This window comes from Rhizobacter sp. SG703, assembly GCF_012275445.1.
Taxonomy (GTDB): Bacteria; Pseudomonadota; Gammaproteobacteria; order Burkholderiales; family Burkholderiaceae_C; genus Rhizobacter.
Genome location: NZ_JAAZQK010000003.1, coordinates 87,445 through 102,491 on the forward strand (window position 1 = coordinate 87,445; position 15,047 = coordinate 102,491).

Here is a 15,047-nt window from a genome sequence, read left to right on the forward strand (position 1 = left end):
ATGAGGATTCGAACGCTGGTCGAAATCCGCGCCTGCGTGCGCGCCCTGATGCCGGTGATGGTGGCCGCCGCGGCGCTCGCGGCACCGCCCTCCGCCGGCCCGGCCCGGGCCGCCGACGGCAGGCCCGCCGCACCGCTGGCCGAAGCGCAGCAGGTGGTCGCGTCGGCGGTGCGCTGCGGCGACGAGCCCCGCGTCGACACCGGCCCGCCGGCGCAGCCCGGCAAGTCCATCGCGATGGTGATCGAGGACCTGCGCAACGGCGGCGTGCTGGCGGCCTCGCTGGGCCTGCGCGAGGCGGCCGCGGCGATCGGCTGGAACGTCAAGGTGTTCGACCTCGGCGGCATCGTCGCCAACCGCGACAAGGTCATGCAGGAGGTGATGGCCTTCCGTCCCGACGGCATCGCGCTGATGGGCGGGCTGACGCTCGAAGGCTCGTCGACCAAGGGCTACGGCCCCTACGACCTGACGCCGTTCGAGCGGCGCGGCATCGTGCTGGTCAGCTGGCACGCGAACCCGTGGCCCGGCCCGATCGCCGGCACGCCGGTGCGCACCAACGTGACCAGCGATCCGCTGCTGGTCGCGCGCATGGCGGCCTCGAAGGCGATCATCGACGCCGGCGGGCGGGCCGGCGTGGTGATCTTCACCGACTCCAAGCTCGGGATGGCGATGACCAAGGCGCATGCGATGGCCGAGGTGGTGCGCGCCTGCAAGGAGTGCCAGGTGCTCGAGATGCTGGACGTCGGCATGGAGGAAACCGGCTCGCGCATGGCCGCCGTCACCGCCCAGCTGCTGCAGCGCTACGGCAAGCGCCTGACGCATGCGCTGGCCGTCAACGACATCTACTTCGACTACATGGTGCCGGCGCTGATCACCGCGCAGCAGCCCGGCGCCGGCGTGCGGCTGATCTCCGGCGGCGACGGCAGCTCGTCGGCCTTCCTGCGCATCGCGGCCAAGTCGTTCCAGACCGCGACCGCCGCCGATCCGCTGAACCAGCAGGGCTGGCAGACGGTCGACGAGCTGAACCGGCTGTTCGCGCACCAGCCGACCAGCGGCTTCGTCGCGCCGCCGCGCCTGGTCACCTCGGAGAACATCGCCTGCGAAGGCGGCTCGCGCATGCTGTACGACCCCGACAACGGCTACCGCGACGCCTACAAGCGGATCTGGAAACGCTGACCCCCGCGGGACGGTTGCTCCGTGAAGCGGCGCCAACTGTTGCCCCACTCGCTTCGGCGGCAGTTCGCGCTCGCGCTGGCCGGCCTGGCGCTGATCTTCGGGGCCGGCGGCATCTTTGCGCTGTATGCCGTGCGGGAGGTGGCCGTGGCCTCGCGGCAACTGGCCGAGGAGCGCCTGCTGCGCGTGCGGCTGGCGCAAGACCTGGTGGCCGAAACCGCGACCATCGCGCTCGATGCGTCGCAGCTGATCCATGCCGACACCGGCATCGCGCTGCACCGCAGCTTCGAGCGCATGGAAACGCACCTGCGCAACTTCGATGCGATCGTGACGCAGATCAGCACCACCAATGGCGACCTGGTGGTGCTCGACCTGCACCAGGCCAGCCAGCTGCTGCGCAACTCGGCCAACGTGGCCACGCAGTTGCGCGAGGATTCGCTGAACACCGAGCTGCGCTGGCGGGCGCTGATGGAAGAGCGCTTCGGCCGGCCCGAGGCGCCGGCCCCGCCCGACCGGCTGCCGCTGCTGGCGTTGCTGTACCAGTTGCGCGGCGCGACGCGGCCCGACGAGCTGGAGGCGTTGAACGCACGGTTGCCGGCGCTGATGGGCCCGGCGGCGCGGCAGCCGGGGCTGGCGGCCGACGTGCGCGAGCTGTTCGCGATGCGCGACAAGCTGATCGGCCAGCAGCGGATGATCACCGGGCTGCGCGACGAGATCAGCCGCCAGTCGCAGGCCATGGGAGCGGCGGCCGGCACCTGGTCGACCGCGTCGGCCATCGCGTACCGCGAGGCGGTGCAGCAGGTGGTCGACGCGTCCGAGCGCCACCAGCGCTGGATCTTCGCGCTGTTCATCGGCAGCGTGCTGGCGGCCGTTGCGGTGGCACGGGTCTTCCTCGGCCACCATGTGATCGGCCGGCTGCAGGAGGTGAGCCAGCACCTGCGCAGCGACCACCCGCAGGCGCTGGCGGGGGACGGGCGCATGACCGAGCCGGTGACGGTGCCGGTGCAGGGCGAGGACGAGATCGGCGGCATGGCGCGCGCAGTCGAGCGCTTCCTCGAGGACCGGCGGCAGCTGGCGCAGACGCGGGCGTCGCTCGAGATCGAGCAGCAGCGGCTCGCGGCCATCATCGACCACACGGCCGACGGCATCCTGGTCGTGCGCGGCGAGCGCGTGCTGCAGCTCAACCCGGCCGGCGAGCGCATGTTCGGCCGGGCCGCGCCGCAGCCGGCGGGGCTCGTGGTCGGCGACCTGCTGTCGGAGCTGGACCCGCCGCTCGACGTGGAGCAGGCCTTGCCGCGCAGCGCGATGGGGCAGCACGGCGAGCGGCGTTTCCCGGTCGAGGTGTCGGTGAGCCGGATGTCGGTGCAGGAGGGCGCAGGCGGCGACGGTGCGCTGCGCGTGCTGGTGGTGCGCGACGCGACGCTGCGCCGCGCCGCCGAGCAGCAGCTCACCGCGGCACGCGACGCGGCGATCGCGGCACAGCGCGCGCAGACCACCTTCCTCGCCAACATGAGCCACGAGCTGCGCACGCCGTTGAACGGCATCCTCGGCTACACGCAGATCCTGCGGCTGGACCCGACGCTCGACGAGCAGCAGGCCGCCGGCCTGAAGACCATCCAGAGCAGCGGCGAGCACCTGCTGATGCTGATCAACGACATCCTCGACATCGCGAAGATCGAGGCCGGGCGGCTCGACCTGGTGCCGGCGCCGGTCCACCCGGCCAGCTTCTTCGGGATGATCGGCGACCTGATCCGCATCAAGGCTCAACAGAAGAACCTGGAATTCGCGCTCGAGATCCACGGCGAGCTGCCCGATGCGATGGAGATCGACGAGCGGCGGCTGCGCCAGGTGCTGCTGAACCTGCTGGGCAACGCCGTCAAGTTCAGCGACCACGGACAGGTGCAGCTGATCGTCCAGCTGCTCGGCGTGGAAGACGACCGGGCCCGGCTGCGCTTCGAGGTCTGCGATTCCGGCATCGGCATGGATGCCGGGCAGTTGCAGCGGCTGTTCCAGCCCTTTGCGCAGGTGCACGATGCGGCGCGCCGGGTGGCCGGCAGCGGGCTGGGCTTGTCGATCAGCCGGCAGCTGGTGCGCATGATGGGCGGCGACATCCTGGTGCGCAGCGTGCCCGAGGAGGGCAGCGTGTTCTGGTTCGAGCTGGCGGTGCAGGTGCCGCAGACGGTGGCCGGCACCGCGCGCGTCGAGCGCAGCGCGATCGGCTATGCCGGCGCGCCGCGCAGCGTGCTGATCGTCGACGACGTTGCCGAGAACCGCGAGATGCTGGCCTGGCTGCTGCGGCTGCTCGGCTTCCAGATCGACGAGGCGGACAACGGCCAGACGGCGATCGCGCGGGCGCAGGCCAAGAAGCCGGACCTGATCCTGATGGACATGATGATGCCGGTGATGGACGGGCTGCAGGCCACGCGGCACATCCGCGCGGATGAGAGCCTGAAAGAGGTGCCGATCATCGCGATCTCGGCCAGCGTGACGGCCGAGGACCGGCAGAAGTGGGTCGCGTCCGGCGGCAACGGCTTCGAGGCCAAGCCGGTGCGCCGCGAGAGCCTGCTGCGGCAGATGGGCGAGCTGCTCGACCTGACCTGGCTCTACCGCGACGGGGAGGGCGATGCGGCGGCGCCGCCGGCGGAAGGCGAGCCGCTGGCGCCGGAGTCGATTCCGGCCGCCGATGAACTGCAGGAACTGCACCGGTTGACGCTGGCCGGCAACATGGCGGCGATCTGCGACGAGGCCGAGCGCCTGGCGCAGGCCGAGGCGCGCTACCGGCCGTTCGCCGACCGGGTGCGGCGCCTCGCGAACGAATACCAGGTGCGGGCGCTGGCGACGCTGGTGAAGGAGAGCCTCGCACCGCGGTCAGATCCCCGTTCGAGCTGAATCAGCCCCGCGTTCCCGAGCTGAGGACACTCATTCGGCCGCCGCAGACTCGTTCTCCGTGTGCCGGTCAGGCTCCGTGGTGCGGAGGATTTCGTTCAGGACGGACGTGGCGTAATTCCCGGCGAGCAAAGAGAACGTGAGCACCAGTTGATCGGCTTGCGGCCATTCCCATGACATGTCCGCCGGGCTCGCCACCAGGGCGCGGCGCTCCTGATCCAGGCCGGCGTGCTCCATGCCGTCGCACAAGGTGGCGTGACGTTCAGCCACTCCGTTTTCCAGGGCCTGCGCCTGCTCGGTGGCGATCACGCGGCCCCGTCCCCAGAGCGGTCCGGTGGGCCGGCCCGCCTCGTCCATCACGTCACCGGGCAGGGTCTTGCCCCAGAGTCCCTGCCGAATTCGCAGCGCCAGCACTTCATTGAAGACGAAGGAGCGCACCGCCGACAGGTAGATGCCCTTTTTCTTCGGGTGGCGCACGCGGATTTCGCGCGCCAGCATGGCGCGGCCCTGTTCGACGTTGCCGCCGTCGTGGCCGAAACGCTGAGCGCCGAAGTAGTTGGGCACGCCCTGTGACGCAACGGCCTTCAGATTGGCCTCGATGGCGTCGCGGTCGCCGGTCACGTCACGCAGCACGATGCGGAACCGGTTGCCCTTCAGATCGCCGGGGCGCAGTTTTTTCACGTTGCGGCTCTGGCTCAGTACCTTGAATTCCGGATGCTGAAGCCGGGTCAGGTCGGGCGTCTCGCCCTTCGGCAGATAGATGCTGAACCACTGACGGGTGATGGCGTAGCGGTCCTTGAGGCCGGCATAGCCGACGTCCCTTTCCTGCACGCCGGCCGCCTCGGCCAGCTGCTGGGCGACGAAGGCGGTGTTGGCACCGTTCTTTTCGATGTCCAGCCAGATGTGTTCGCCCTCACCGGAGGGCAGCTGCAGCGGCAGTTCGGTCACGATGAAATCCTCGTTGCGGAGTTTCAGGGTGGCGCTGGCGCCGCTGGCCGCATAGGCGTTGGGCCATTGCGGCAAGGTCGTGTATGGAGCGTCGGTCATGGGCAGTCTGATGGCACCAGCCGGCCGGAGACAGGGACAGGCCGGCCAGCCGGCCAGTATGTCGCGGTTCGGCCGGAAGTTGCCATCGAGCCGCTTGCGAAGCGGGCTACTCCGGTTTCACGCCGGCTTCACGCACCACCTGCGCCCAACGGGAGGTCTCGCTGCGGATGAACGCTTGCAGCGCAGCCGGCGTCATGTCGCCGGCAGTCACGCCTTGCTCCGCGAAACGCGCCTGGACATCGGCGGAGTGCACTGCGGCGTTCACCTCCTTGTGCATGCGCTCGAGCACCGCGGCGGGCGTGCCGTGCGGGGCCATCAGTGCAAACCAGGTCGTCATCTCGTAGCCGCGCAAACCTGCCTCCGCGAGTGTCGGCAGGTCCGGATAATTTCCGACCCGCTTCGACGAGGTGACGGCCAGCGCGCGCACCTTGCCCGAGCGAACATACGGTGCTGCCGACGGGCTGGTTTCCAGCGCGATCTGGATCGTGCCCCCAATCAGGTCCGCCATCATTGGTGCGCCGCCCTTGTAGGGCACGTGCGTGAGCTGCGTCCCGGTCATCGAGCGGAACAGTTCGCCGGCGAGATGCTCGGTGCTTCCAGGTCCGGCTGAGCCGAAGGTCACCGTGCCGGGGTTCGCTTTGGCGTACGCGATCAGCTCCCCCACGTTCTGCGCGGGCACCGACGGATGCACGATGAGCAGGTTCGGCGTCGTGCCGATCAGGCCGACGGGGTCGAAGTCGCGAGTGAGTTCGTAGGTCAGGCCTTTGTAGAGGCTCGGTGCGATCGCGTGCGCGATGGCTGTCATCAGGAAGGTGTGGCCGTCCGGCGCGGCCCGTGCCGCGAGCGAAGCGCCCAGCGTGCCGCCAGCTCCCCCCCGGTTGTCCACGATCACCGGCTTGCCCAGCGCGGCCTGCAACTTCTGGCCGACGATGCGCGCGAGGATGTCGTTGGTTCCGCCCGCCGAGAACGGGACGATGATGGTGATCGGTTTCGAGGGCCACGCGTCGGCGGCAGCCGCGGTGCCGAATGCGTTGCCAAGCCCGATCAAGGCCAGCGAGGCCAGGAAGGTGCGGCGGATGTTCGTGCTCATGTCTGTCTCCTGTTGAGGCGGTCAATTCTGGCGCGCCGCAGGCACCAGGCCTGTGTCGCGGATGACGGACGCGTTCTGCGGCGCGGCGAGAAACTGAAGGAAGCCCCGCGCTTCTTGCTGGTGCTCGCTCGAGGCGACGATCGCCGCGGCGAACTGCGTCACGCGCTGCACTTCATCGGGCAGGTCGCCCACGATGTCGATCCCGGCGACGGCGAGCAGTTCGCTGCGTTGCTGGCATCCGAATTCCGCCTCGTGCCTGGCCACGATCTCACCCACCGGTGTCGCGGGGATCTTCCGCCCTTTGCCGCGCAGCTGCTCGGCAATGCCGAGCTTGGGCAGCAGCTCGTGTTCGATGTATTCGCCGCTGGCGCTGTCGGACCATGCAACGGAGCGCGCGGACAACAGGGCTGCCCGCAGCCCCGCAACCGTGTGGATGTCCGGGGCGGGCGAGCCGCGAGCGACCGCACAGGCAATGGTGGAGTCGGCGAGCACCACCTTGCTGCCCGGGACCAGCGCTCCGGAGGCCATCAACGGGTCCAGCGCGTCGGCCACCATGATCACGACGTCGATCGGTTCGTGACGGGCCAGCCGCGCCGGGATGGCGTTGGAAGTCTGGCCCATGGAAGGTCCCCATTCGGAGCGCACGCTGCGCGATGGATCGGCCTGCCACGTCTGGACGAGCTGCTTGTAGGCGGCCGCGAAGCCGCCGGAAGACACCACGTTGAGCGTGTCGGCGAGCGCTGCGCCGGCCGCGAGGGTCAGCGTCAATGCCACGCACGCGCTGCGGGCAAGAGGCGGGATGTGGGGTCGCACGGCGGTACCTGGTTGCTGTCGTGGCCGAATGATCTGCCTCGCCGCATGCTGCAACAAGTGCAATGCTCACTACAATTGTTGCGTGCAGCGCATCAATTTCGATCTGCAGCAATTGCAGGCTTTCGTCGCCGTCGCGGACCGGCAGGGATTTCGTGCGGCCGCGGAGGACATCCACCTGTCTCCCGCCGCGCTGAGCCGCCGCGTCGAACGCCTCGAGCAACTGCTCGGGGCGCGCCTGTTTCAGCGCACCACGCGGGAGGTGCGTCTGACCCGCGTGGGCGAAGCGTTCCTGTCGCGCGCACGCGCCGCGCTCGACGACCTGGAAGCGGCCGTGCTGGGGATCAACGAGATGTCGGCGCGCCATGCGGGGCGTGTCACGGTCGCGTGCCTGCCCAGTGGCGCGAACACGCTGATGCCGGCGGCAATCGCGTCGTTCGCGAGGCAGATGCCGCATGTGCGCATCCGCGTGATGGACGAAGGCATGAACGATGTCGCCGCGAGCGTGCAGTCCGGCGAGGCGGATTTCGGACTCGGTTTCCGCGCCGCGCCGGACGGGGGACTGACGTTCGAAGCGCTTTGGGACGATCCTTACGTGCTGGCGCTGCGCCGCGATCATCCGCTGGCGCGCAGGCGCCGCGTGTCTCTCGCGGACCTCGCCGACGAGCGCTGGCTTTCGCTTGCACGCACGAGCAGGAACCGGCAAGTGCTCGATGAATATTTCGACGAGGAGAGGCGCCCGCCTCAGCCTTGGTTGGAGGTGAGCCACGTGGCGACGCTGCTGGCCATGGTGGAAGCCGGGCTCGGTATCGGCATGGTCCCTTCCATGGCACTGGAGCGCAGTCATGCGGTGCTCAAGGGAGTCGTCATCGCCGACGCGAGCCCGACGCGTCGCATTGGCTTGCTGAGTCTGGAAGGCGGGCGCCTCAAACCCGTGGCGCAGCGCTTCTACGATCAGCTCAAAGCGATGATTGGTACGCGGCTCGCCCATCGTTAGCGAGCCGGGTTGCGTACCGGCGCGTCAGTCGTTCATGGTCGCACCGCTGTGTTTCCGCGACACGGTGCCCGCATCAGCGACAGCGGACTCGAGGTCTTCCCCGCCCACTGATCTTCCCGTTTGGGAGCCTGCGCTGCGATAGGTGTCCGGCTAAAGGGCTTTCACCACGAAGGCGTGCAGCTCGGCGAACAGCCCGTCGCGAAGGCGCCAGACGTCCGAGTAGTTGTGAAGGACGGCCTTTCCGTGCGCATCCGGCACGGTGATCTCGCCGAGCGCGACCAGGAAGTCGCCTTCAGCCACCGTGCGCTGGAGCGTGAAGGACGGGGGCTCCTTGTAGTTTTCCAGCATCCATTGGCGGACCGCCTGCTTCCCCGTGAGCACCTGGTCGCCCTCGAAGGTCCAGGCCGTGTCGTCCGTGCAGAACGCCAGGGCGGCATCGAAGTCGAGCTTGAGGATGGCGGCATTCATCTTTTCCAGCGTGGTCTTGGGCGCTTCGGGCATGCGTGATCTCCTCGCAAGAGTGGGTCGCGGCATGGCACTGTAAGCAGTTCATCAATCCACGGCAGCCTTCGGGGCATGGCGGCGGTCGGCGATGGCCGATGATTGCAGCAACTGCACTGGCCATCCCGGATCTCAGCCGTTGTCGCCCAACATCTCGCGCAATCGCGCGCGCCGGCGTTCCAGATCGTCGATCTGCGTCTCGATGAGGGCCAGCCGCTCGCGTTGCGTCGACAGGGTCTGCTCGCAGGGTGAGGCGCCTTCGATCAGCAGCATGCAGCCGGGGAAGGTCCGGATCTCGTCAAGGCTCAGCCCGGCGGCCAGGAGCCTCTGGATCTGGCGCACCTGCGCAGCTGCATCGGACTCGAATTTCCTGTAGCCGTTCTCTGCGCGCGAAGATTTCAGCAGGCGCAGGGCGTCGTAATGACGAATCGCGCGCACGCTGATACCGGTGAGGCGGGACAGCGCGCCGATGGTGAGCAATCCAACAGGCTTCATGAGGATTTGATGGCGACGGCTTGACCCTGACACGGACGTGAGGCTCGACAGTCAGCGCCCTTCATCTCATCAGGAGCTACTCCATGACCCTCGTGCCGTTCGGCATGCTATCTCGCTTGCTCGTGGCCTGCTTGCTGGCCCTCGCAGTGGCCACGATCAATCCCGCGTGGGCTGAGACCCCTTCGAAGCACTACACGGCCGCCTCCGCGGATGGCGTACGTTTGTCGATCCAGGAGGCGGGCGACCCGAGTGGCGAGCCTGTTGTCTTCGTGCACGGCCTGTTGGGTAGCCACCTCAGCTGGCAAGCGCAGATCGACAGCCCGGCGCTGCAGCGCTACCGCTTGATCACCTACGACCTGCGGGGCCATGGGCAGTCCGGTCGTCCCTCGGCGTCGCAGATGTACACCGACGGGCTGCGGTGGGCGGACGACCTGGACGCGGTCATCCGCACGTCGAAGGCCCATCGGCCCGTGCTCGTCGGATGGTCGCTGGGCGCTGCCGTGATTTCCAATTACCTGGCGAAGTACGGCGATGCAAACGTCGCCGGCGTGGTGTATGTGGGCGGTGTCATCGAACTGGACGCGGCACAGATCCAGCCGCATCCCGAGGTCTATCGAGACATGAGTTCCTTCGACCTGCGCACGCGTCTCGATGCGGAACGCGATTTTCTCGCGCTGTGTTTCCATCGCCAGCCCTCGGATGAAACCGTCCAACGGCTGCTCGCCAATGCCGCGCTGGCATCGTTCGACATGCAGCGTGTCGTGCACCGCATGACGGTCGATGCGGCGAAGGGGCTCCAGGCTGTTCGTAAGCCAATGCTCCAGATCTATGGCGAGCAGGACGCCCTGGTGCATGCCAACGCCAGCGCCAGGCGCGCGCAACAACTCAATCCTTCGATCCGGACGATCTTCTATTCCGACACCGGGCACGCACCATTTCTTGAATCGCCACAGGCGTTCAATGACGACCTGGTCGGGTTCATCGCGAACGCGCATCCCGCCAATCACTGAATGCCCGACGAGCCCGCCCGGCGAACGCATCCCTGGCGTATGGAGATCTCATTTCTGCCAAAGACCGACCGGCTGCTTCAACTGAACGGAGCCACCTACCTTCCATATCAGACGGCGCCGGACTCGATCCCTCGTTTCTTGGGAACCTGTCCAGAGGTTTCCCAAGCAATTCAAGCAACGGAATGCAGCACCATGCTGTCAGGACCAGCAGGAGGATGCCCAGCGCCGACAACGCGGCCATGGCGCCGAACACCAATCCGCAGAACGCGACCGGAACGCCGAGCACCAGGCCCAGCGGAATTGCAATTGCGAGCCGGGCGAGGGAGCGGATCAGAGCAGATGTGGCAATGGCCTTGCCTTTCGGAATCGAGGTGCATAGCAGCGCGCAAGTACAACGCCACCCGCGAATATCGGCCACCAGTTCCGCCAAACGAGTGACCCCTACTGGCCGGGAGTGCGTCGCTCGGCTAACGCATCACAAGAGCTGCCAACGCGAGAGCGCAGAAGACGCCGACGTTGAGTTTCGGCTCCCAATAGCCCATGAACAGGAAGGTGATCCCCCACCAGCCCAGGCCTGCCGCCAGGGTCAGGATCAACACTGCAGGCTCGGTCACGAGGTGCATGGCCCGCCAGGAGAGGAACAGGCCGAGCAAGCCGAAGGCCACCTGCCCGAGCGAGAACGCAGTGTTCAAGCCGTAGTAGAGCGTCGTCTCCGGCCCCGGCGGATGCTTGGCACGAATCGCGTGCGAAACCACATCGATGACGAAGTGCAGGGCACCGCTCAGGGCAAGCCAACCGTAGGTGGCGTAGATCAAGTACTTGCTCATTGTCATTTCTCGTTCAGGCATGCGCCGGGAAGCCAGGTTCAGGAGCCGTGGCCAGGATGGGTTGCCAGGCGGTCCGCCATCGCCTGAGCGCGGCGTCGTCGCGCTGGAAAGTCAGGTCCAGGAACGCCAGCGAAAGCTCGGCGGTGGCGGCCTTCACCTTGGGATTCAGCGCGGTGCCGCCGGTGAAGGCACGGTCGGTGAAGACGCCGTGAGAGCCACCCTGGAAAACGGCCAGCAGCTTTCGACGGTCACCGATGGCCTCAAACACGGCCAGCCGATCTGCCGCGCCCGAGCGGTAGCCCGGGATCTCGATCACGTCGTCGGTGGCGGTGACGTGGACGGTTGGCACCGCTACGGGGCCGAGCACCGCGGCCAGATGGGTCTCGCCGTAAAACGGCGGCGCAGAGATGACGATGGCGGCCGAGAAGCGGGCGTCACGGCAGTCGACTGTGCGGCCCTCGCGGATCACCTGCGCTCCCACCGTCAGCAGTGTGGTGTTCGCGCCGTAGGAGTGGCCTCCCGCGACCAGGCGCCGGTGGTCCACGGCCGCCCCGAGGGGACCTGTCTCGTCCGAGAGCATCCGGTCCAGCGCAAAGCGCATGTCCGCCGCCCGGGCCATGGCCTCGCTTTCCTGGGCCGCCGCCTGCAGCCGTCCGACCACACCGAATGGGTTGCCGCGCCAAAGGGCGGCGTCGCTGCCGGCGTGCTGCACATGCAGGCTTGCAACGCCTTGGGACGACCAGTGTTTCCCGAGGTAGCTGTAGCCCTGCCGGGAACCGCCGATGCCGTGCGAGAACACCACCAGCGGAACCTGCGTCCCGGCCGGCAGCTCCGCAGGCCAATACAGGCGCGATGGCACAGGGCGCGAGCGGTGGGCATCGACCCAATCGAAGTCGATCACCCGGTACGGCAGCGCGGCGGGTTGTGCCCGCGCCATGGCTGGCAGGGGCAGGGCCGCTGCGAGCAGCAGGGCATTGAGCCGGCGCCGTTGCGGGTTCGCCGGAGCCTCGGTGTCGGCATTCAAAAGCGGGCTCCGGTAAGCAGGGTCGATTCGGCCCACAGCCGCTGCGCATCTTTCTGGGCCAAGGCCTGGGGCGGGATCCGGGCCGCAACGGGATGGCCGCGCGTCTCGCCGAGTCTGTCGGGGCCGTAGTAGTGGCCGCCTTCGGCCTGGGGCGAGGTAGCCGCGAACAACGTGGGAAGCGCCCCTTGCGCGGCGGGCTGGAACAGGAACCACAGGAAGCGGCGAATGATGGCTTCGGGGCTGGAGGGTCCGGCACCGTTTGGCAGCAGGTCCGTGCGAGCGATGCCCGGATGCGCAGCGATGCTCTGCAGGCCCCAACCGTTGGCGTCGCTCTGGCGCTGAAGCTCGAGCGCGAACATCAGGCAGGCCAGCTTGGACTGGCCATAGGCCAACATGGGCTTGTAGCCCTGCTCGAACTGCAGATCGTCGAAGTGCAGGGCGCCCGAGCGGGCCGCGACGCTGGACAGGCTCACGACACGGGGCCGGCTGCCCTTGCGCAGCAACGGAAGCAGGTGTGCCGTCAATGCAAAGTGGCCGAGGTGGTTGGTGCCGAGTTGCAGCTCAAAACCGTTCGCGGTCAGCTTGCGCCGGGGCGGCGCCATGACGGCAGCGTTGTTGATGAGCAGATCGAGGCTGCCCTGCGAGGCGCGCAGCCTCGCGGCGAACGCTTCGATGGACTCGAGGCTCGCGAGGTCCATGGGTTCGAAGCGCACGTCGGCCTTGGCGACGTTGCGTCTGATTCCTTCGACGGCAGCAGCGCCCTTTTGCGGGTTGCGCCCGGCGATGACGACTCGCGCGCCGGCGCGAGCGAGTTCCAGTGCGTCGTGGAAGCCCAAGCCTCCGGTACCGGTGACGACCGCCGTGCGGCCTTGCTGGGAGGGAATGTCGGAAGCTGTCCAGTGAGCCATGGGTCCTCGTTCGTAGTATCCTGAATGCAGAAAAACCTGCACCGGGTGCAATTTGTACTGCACTCGGTGCGAAAACACAAGAGCCTTTCCATGTCGGGAACCTCCCACCCCGCGGATGACGCGTCTGCTGAAGGCGTGCGAGAGCGCAAGCGCCGCGAGACTCGCCACCGCATCGCCGAAACCGCGCTGCGCCTGTTTCTCGCCCATGGCTTCGAGGGCACGACGCTCGACGTCATCGCCACCGAATCGGGCATCTCCCGGCGCACGTTCTTCTCGTACTTCAAATCCAAGGACGACATCCTGCTGTTCTCGCAGGACGTGCATTGGCGAGCGATCTACGACGACCTGTTGGAGACGTCTCCGGACGTGCCGCCACTGGACGCGGTGCGAGACATCATGGTGAAGCACATGGCTCGCTACACGACCGAAGAGATGGTGGCCATCGACGCGGTGATGCGGTCGAGTGCCACGCTCCAGTCGCGCAAGCAGGCCTTCTATGCGGAGCAGGAGCAGGTGCTCTTCTCACAGCTCTGCGAGGTCTGGCGCCAGCCGGAGAGGCGCACGGCACTGCGCATGGTGGCGATGGTCTCGATGGGCGCGATGCGCTTGACGACGCAGACCTGGAACGAGCAGGCCAGCCCGCGCAAGCCGATGGCCAAGGTGCTGCGGGAGGCCTTCGAGAGCCTGAAGTCCGAGCTTTGAAGTCCGATGCAGCCGCATTCGGTATTCGTATGATGACGGTACGCCGACGGCATTTCCTGTGCGAGGACGACTCCGCTCACCTCTGCACAGGGGTGAGCGTTGCGCCGAGTGATCATCGCGTGAGAGTGATTCGGGGCGGATCGGTGCGGTCTTGAACTGTTCGAAATCCGTTGGATTTCCTGAGTAGTTGGTACTCTGCGCCACTTGATCGCTGGGCGACCGCTTTCAGGGCGATCGACGAATGGGCACAGTCGGCCATGAGCTGCCGGACGCGTCCCCGCTCGCAAGCCGCCATTCATCTTCGGCATCCCGCCCCCATCTGCCGTTCAGCGCCGTGAGGACCAGCAGGTCGCGGACCGCAAGTCCCGGCTACGAACAGACATTCGTGACCATGCCGCACAACGGACCTTCGAGTCAGTGAGCTACCTGATGTACCTCCCGGCTGCGACGTTCGCAACGCCATACGGTGCTCGACAGGCACGGCGTGATGTGCCGTGGTGCACACTGTTCAACTATCGGTTCTCATCGATGCCTTGGCCCTCCCTCAAGTCCAGTCTCCATGCGATGAAGCCGGCATCGCGCAATGACGCAGCGCACCCGCGCACGGCGGCAGCCTGAGCACGACCCGATGGAACTGCGTCAGCTACGCTACTTCATCCGGATCGTCGAGCTAGGCAGCATGGGCCGCGCCGCGTTGGATTTGGGCGTTGGTACGCCGGCGCTGAGCCAGCAGATCAGCCGCCTCGAGGGCGAGTTGTCGACGCGGCTGCTGCAGCGCACCACCACCGGTGTGCTCCCGACCGATGCGGGACTGGCCTTCTTCCGCCAGGCCCAGCTCGCGATCCGCCATGCCGACGCCGCCGCCCATGCCGCACGGCAGGCGCGGCTGGCCGGGCACGTCAGCATCGGCCTCGCTCCGTCCACTTCGGGCGTGCTCGCGCTGCCGCTGCTGGAGGCAATGCGCGAGCGCTATCCGGACGTGCGGCTGCGCGTGGTCGAGAGTCTGTCGGGCAATCTCGCGACCATGCTCAACGCGCGGCAACTGGACCTGGCCGTGCTGTTCGAGACCGATGGCGCCCGGCGCTGGAGCGTGCTGCCGCTGCTCGAGGAACGGCTGTTCGTGATAGGCCGGCGTGACCTGCCGGGCATGCCGACCGGCCGCAGCGTGCGCATCGCGCGGCTGGCCAGTCTGCCGCTGGTTCTGCCCAGCGGCACGCACGGGCTGCGCGCGATCCTCGATGCCGCTTTCGCACGCGAGCGTTGTGTGCCCCACGTCGTGCTCGAGATCGACGGCCTCGCGGTGCTGATGGACGCGGTGCGGGCCGGACTGGCGGCGACCATCCAGCCCGGCGCTGCGACGGTGCGCCTGCCGGCCGACGAAATGGCGCGCATCGAACTGGCGGAGCGCAGCGCGCGGCGGCGCAACCTGTTGGCCAGCCTCTCCGACGACGAGCTGTCGCCGGCCGCGCTGGCAGCGCGCGTGGTGCTTCGCAGGGTGGCCGCCGGGCTGGTCGCGCAGCAGCGCTGGCCCGGCGCGACCCTTCACGAACCCTGAACACCACTTGCCCTGGAGCCGTCTA

At 67.7% G+C, this 15,047-nt stretch carries 14 protein-coding genes; 6 read left to right on the top strand and 8 right to left on the bottom strand.

The annotated features are described in order from the left end of the window. Together FHT26_RS06125 and FHT26_RS06130 are read left to right on the top strand one after the other, a co-directional pair. Positions 1-1,173, top strand: a complete 1,173-nt coding sequence (locus FHT26_RS06125) for a substrate-binding domain-containing protein (protein ID WP_246867747.1) — start codon at positions 1-3, stop codon at positions 1,171-1,173. A 39-nt stretch (positions 1,174-1,212) separates the two neighbouring features. Further along, positions 1,213-4,059 carry a hybrid sensor histidine kinase/response regulator gene (locus tag FHT26_RS06130; protein WP_168559281.1) on the top strand — a complete coding sequence of 949 codons (2,847 nt, stop codon included), beginning with the start codon at positions 1,213-1,215 and terminating at the stop codon, positions 4,057-4,059. A gap of 30 nt (positions 4,060-4,089) precedes the next feature. On the opposite strand, the gene truD is transcribed toward FHT26_RS06130, so the two are convergent. The 3 genes from truD to FHT26_RS06145 all read right to left on the bottom strand — a co-directional run bounded on the left by truD (position 4,090) and on the right by FHT26_RS06145 (position 6,967). After that, complete coding sequence (truD, locus tag FHT26_RS06135; protein WP_168559282.1) at positions 4,090-5,103, bottom strand: tRNA pseudouridine(13) synthase TruD; 1,014 nt, start codon at positions 5,101-5,103, stop codon at positions 4,090-4,092. Positions 5,104-5,209: 106 nt separating this feature from the next. Then, positions 5,210-6,193, bottom strand: a complete 984-nt coding sequence (locus FHT26_RS06140; protein WP_168559283.1) for a Bug family tripartite tricarboxylate transporter substrate binding protein — start codon at positions 6,191-6,193, stop codon at positions 5,210-5,212. Between the two features lie 21 nt (positions 6,194-6,214). Beyond that, the gene (locus tag FHT26_RS06145) at positions 6,215-6,967 is read right to left on the bottom strand and encodes a substrate-binding domain-containing protein (RefSeq protein WP_349238100.1); all 753 of its coding nucleotides are present in this window, start codon (positions 6,965-6,967) and stop codon (positions 6,215-6,217) included. Positions 6,968-7,088: 121 nt separating this feature from the next. Here FHT26_RS06145 and FHT26_RS06150 point away from each other — a divergent pair, with 121 nt between their 5' ends. After that, positions 7,089-8,000 carry a LysR substrate-binding domain-containing protein gene (locus FHT26_RS06150; protein WP_168559284.1) on the top strand — a complete coding sequence of 304 codons (912 nt, stop codon included), beginning with the start codon at positions 7,089-7,091 and terminating at the stop codon, positions 7,998-8,000. Between the two features lie 150 nt (positions 8,001-8,150). Here FHT26_RS06150 and FHT26_RS06155 read toward each other — a convergent pair whose 3' ends face one another. Both FHT26_RS06155 and FHT26_RS06160 read right to left on the bottom strand, forming a co-directional pair. Continuing rightward, complete coding sequence (locus FHT26_RS06155) at positions 8,151-8,501, bottom strand: nuclear transport factor 2 family protein (RefSeq protein ID WP_168559285.1); 351 nt, start codon at positions 8,499-8,501, stop codon at positions 8,151-8,153. Positions 8,502-8,633: 132 nt separating this feature from the next. Next, positions 8,634-8,996, bottom strand: a complete 363-nt coding sequence (locus FHT26_RS06160) for a MerR family transcriptional regulator (protein WP_168559286.1) — start codon at positions 8,994-8,996, stop codon at positions 8,634-8,636. A gap of 83 nt (positions 8,997-9,079) precedes the next feature. On the opposite strand from FHT26_RS06160, the gene FHT26_RS06165 reads away from it, so the two are divergent. After that, on the top strand, positions 9,080-10,006 hold the full coding sequence (locus FHT26_RS06165; RefSeq protein ID WP_168559287.1) for an alpha/beta fold hydrolase: 927 nt from the start codon (positions 9,080-9,082) through the stop codon (positions 10,004-10,006). A 467-nt stretch (positions 10,007-10,473) separates the two neighbouring features. On the opposite strand, the gene FHT26_RS06170 is transcribed toward FHT26_RS06165, so the two are convergent. Genes FHT26_RS06170 through FHT26_RS06180 form a run of 3 tightly spaced genes read right to left on the bottom strand, consistent with a single transcriptional unit; the run spans position 10,474 to position 12,765 of the window. Continuing rightward, a complete protein-coding gene (locus FHT26_RS06170; RefSeq protein WP_168559288.1) occupies positions 10,474-10,833 on the bottom strand; it encodes a hypothetical protein in 360 nt (119 codons plus the stop codon). 13 nt (positions 10,834-10,846) lie between these two features. Then, on the bottom strand, positions 10,847-11,857 hold the full coding sequence (locus tag FHT26_RS06175; protein WP_210427275.1) for an alpha/beta hydrolase family protein: 1,011 nt from the start codon (positions 11,855-11,857) through the stop codon (positions 10,847-10,849). Continuing rightward, complete coding sequence (locus FHT26_RS06180; protein ID WP_168559289.1) at positions 11,854-12,765, bottom strand: SDR family oxidoreductase; 912 nt, start codon at positions 12,763-12,765, stop codon at positions 11,854-11,856. The genes FHT26_RS06175 and FHT26_RS06180 overlap by 4 nt, the downstream gene beginning before the upstream one ends. A gap of 24 nt (positions 12,766-12,789) precedes the next feature. Here FHT26_RS06180 and FHT26_RS06185 point away from each other — a divergent pair, with 24 nt between their 5' ends. Continuing rightward, positions 12,790-13,467 (top strand): TetR/AcrR family transcriptional regulator, encoded by a 678-nt coding sequence (locus tag FHT26_RS06185; protein ID WP_246867748.1) that lies wholly within the window; start codon positions 12,790-12,792, stop codon positions 13,465-13,467. A gap of 628 nt (positions 13,468-14,095) precedes the next feature. Next, the gene (locus FHT26_RS06190; RefSeq protein ID WP_168559651.1) at positions 14,096-15,022 is read left to right on the top strand and encodes a LysR family transcriptional regulator; all 927 of its coding nucleotides are present in this window, start codon (positions 14,096-14,098) and stop codon (positions 15,020-15,022) included. Positions 15,023-15,047 lie beyond the last annotated feature (25 nt).

Bases quoted from the DNA above. Each gene is read 5' to 3' on its own strand.
- FHT26_RS06125 (WP_246867747.1), top strand. From the start codon at position 1: ATGAGGATTCGAACGCTGGTCGAAATCCGCGCCTGCGTGCGCGCCCTG.
- FHT26_RS06180 (WP_168559289.1), bottom strand. From the start codon at position 12,765: ATGGCTCACTGGACAGCTTCCGACATTCCCTCCCAGCAAGGCCGCACG.
- FHT26_RS06160 (WP_168559286.1), bottom strand. From the start codon at position 8,996: ATGAAGCCTGTTGGATTGCTCACCATCGGCGCGCTGTCCCGCCTCACC.
- FHT26_RS06140 (WP_168559283.1), bottom strand. From the start codon at position 6,193: ATGAGCACGAACATCCGCCGCACCTTCCTGGCCTCGCTGGCCTTGATC.
- FHT26_RS06170 (WP_168559288.1), bottom strand. From the start codon at position 10,833: ATGAGCAAGTACTTGATCTACGCCACCTACGGTTGGCTTGCCCTGAGC.
- FHT26_RS06185 (WP_246867748.1), top strand. From the start codon at position 12,790: ATGCAGAAAAACCTGCACCGGGTGCAATTTGTACTGCACTCGGTGCGA.
- FHT26_RS06165 (WP_168559287.1), top strand. From the start codon at position 9,080: ATGACCCTCGTGCCGTTCGGCATGCTATCTCGCTTGCTCGTGGCCTGC.
- FHT26_RS06155 (WP_168559285.1), bottom strand. From the start codon at position 8,501: ATGCCCGAAGCGCCCAAGACCACGCTGGAAAAGATGAATGCCGCCATC.
- FHT26_RS06190 (WP_168559651.1), top strand. From the start codon at position 14,096: ATGGAACTGCGTCAGCTACGCTACTTCATCCGGATCGTCGAGCTAGGC.
- truD (WP_168559282.1), bottom strand. From the start codon at position 5,103: ATGACCGACGCTCCATACACGACCTTGCCGCAATGGCCCAACGCCTAT.